Origin of the sequence: Bradyrhizobium sp., assembly GCF_049798375.1 — a bacterium.
Taxonomy (GTDB): domain Bacteria; phylum Pseudomonadota; class Alphaproteobacteria; order Rhizobiales; family Xanthobacteraceae; genus Bradyrhizobium.
The window spans coordinates 1-2042 of sequence record NZ_JBARGP010000779.1; the positions used below are offsets into that span (position 1 = coordinate 1).

A 2042-nucleotide genomic window follows, 5' to 3' on the forward strand; every position below is an offset into this window, starting at 1 on the left:
TCCTTGCTTTCCGGACCCCCGGCTCGCTGTTCGCCGACTACACCAGCCGCTTCAGCGACATACTCAGGGGTTTCGACTGGGCACCAGTCGAAAAGCTCGCCTACGATTTGCGCGACAGCTGGCAGACCGGCCGGCAGGTGTTCTTCTGCGGCAATGGCGGCAGCGGCGGCAACGCCAACCATCTCGCCAACGATTTCCTCTATGCGCTGTCGAAAACTCCGGGTTCGGGCCTGCGCGTGCATTCGCTGTCGTCCAATCCGTCCGTCATCACCTGCCTCGCCAACGACGAAGGCTATGACCAGGTGTTCTCGCTGCAGCTCGCTGTGCTGGCGCGCAAGGGCGATGTGCTGATCGCCTTCTCCGGCTCCGGCAACTCGCCGAATATCCTGAAGGCGCTCGAGGAGGGCAAGAAGATCGGCATGACAAGCTATGCCGTGCTCGGCTTCTCCGGCGGCAAGGCCAAGGCGATGGCCGACGTGCCGATCCATTTCGCGGTCGACGATATGCAGATCGCTGAGGACGCGCAGATGGTGATCGGCCACATGATCATGCAGTGGCTCTATGCCCAGCGTGGCGACATCATCACGAACCGCGAGGTCTGACGGATAACGTCATGGCGGGCAATGAAAAGTATCTGATCCTCGGCTCGAACTCGTTCTCGGGCGCGACATTTGCGGACTTCCTGGCTGCGGCCGGTCATGACGTGATCGCGACCAGCCGCTCCGACGAGCCCCACGATGCCTTCCTGCCCTACAAGTGGCAGAAGCGTCCGGGCAAAGTTCGGTTCCAGCGCATCGATCTGAACCACGATCTCGAGGCGCTGAAGGCGCTGCTCGCGACAGAGCGTCCGACCCATGTGGTGAATTTCGCCGCGCAAAGCATGGTCGGCGAGAGCTGGCTGTACCCGGACCACTGGATGATGACCAATGTCGTCTCCGCCGTGCGGCTGCACGATCTCTTGCGCAACTATGACGGCCTGGAGCGTTACGTCCACGTCACGACGCCCGAGGCGTATGGCTCGACCGAGGGCTGGGTGAAGGAAGACGCGCCGTTCAACCCGTCGACGCCCTATGCGGTGTCGCGTGCGGCCGGCGACATGAGCCTGCGCACCTATTTCGCCAACTACCAATTCCCTGTTGTCTTCACCCGCGCCGCCAATGTCTACGGCCCTGGCCAGCAGCTCTACCGGATCGTGCCGCGCACCATCGTGGCTGCGATGACCGGCCAGAAGCTGCGCCTCGACGGCGGCGGCAAGTCGATCCGCGTGTTCATCCACATGACCGACGTCTCGGATGCGACGGTGAAGATTGGGCGCAAGGGCACCCTCGGTGACACCTATCATATCTCCGGCTATGAGCTGGTCTCGATCCGCACCCTGGTCGAGATGATCCTCGCCCGTCTCGGCAAGAAGTTCGAGGACTGCGTCGAGATCGGCCCCGAGCGTCCGGGCAAGGACACCGCCTACACGCTCGATAGCCTCAAGCTACGCACCGAGCTCGGCTGGCGCGATACGTTCTCTTTGGAACAGGGCATCGACGACGTCATCGCCTGGGCGCGCCGTTTCGAAAGCGACATGGCGAAGCTGCCGACCAAATACGACCACAAACCCTGACGACCCCGCGCCTTCCTGCTGGAAGGCGCCACTGGAGAGCACGATGAACGTTGCAGTCCGGAGCCCAGCAGGCGCACCCGATGCCGCCGCTTTGAAGGCGCAGGCCGCCAAGCTGCGCGGCAAGATCATCGAGATGTCGCACAAGGCCCAGGCCGCGCATCTCGCCTCGTCGCTGTCCTGCGCGGACGCGATGACGGCGGCCTATTGGCACGTGCTCAACGTCGACCCGAAGAACCCGACCGATCCGTTGCGCGACCGCTTCATCCTGTCGAAGGGGCATGCGGCCGCTGCGCTGTTCGCGACCTTGGCGATGAAGGGCTACTTCCCGATCGAAGAGCTCGACACCTATTGTCAGGATGGCGGCCGTCTCGCCGAACATCCGCCGGCGAACCTGCTGCCCGGCGTCGAGGCCGCGACCGGCTCGCTCGGC

General features: G+C 63.7%; 2 protein-coding genes and 1 pseudogene. All 3 read left to right on the forward strand.

Going from position 1 to position 2042, the window contains the following annotated elements:
* A partial coding sequence (locus tag WA702_RS29815; RefSeq protein WP_425114119.1) for an SIS domain-containing protein occupies window positions 1-602 on the forward strand: 602 nt, incomplete at its 5' end.
* Between the two features lie 11 nt (window positions 603-613).
* Window positions 614-1612, forward strand: a complete 999-nt coding sequence (locus WA702_RS29820; protein WP_425114120.1) for an NAD-dependent epimerase/dehydratase family protein — start codon at window positions 614-616, stop codon at window positions 1610-1612.
* A 43-nt stretch (window positions 1613-1655) separates the two neighbouring features.
* Window positions 1656-2042 (forward strand): annotated as a pseudogene (locus WA702_RS29825) (transketolase); the annotation flags it as partial.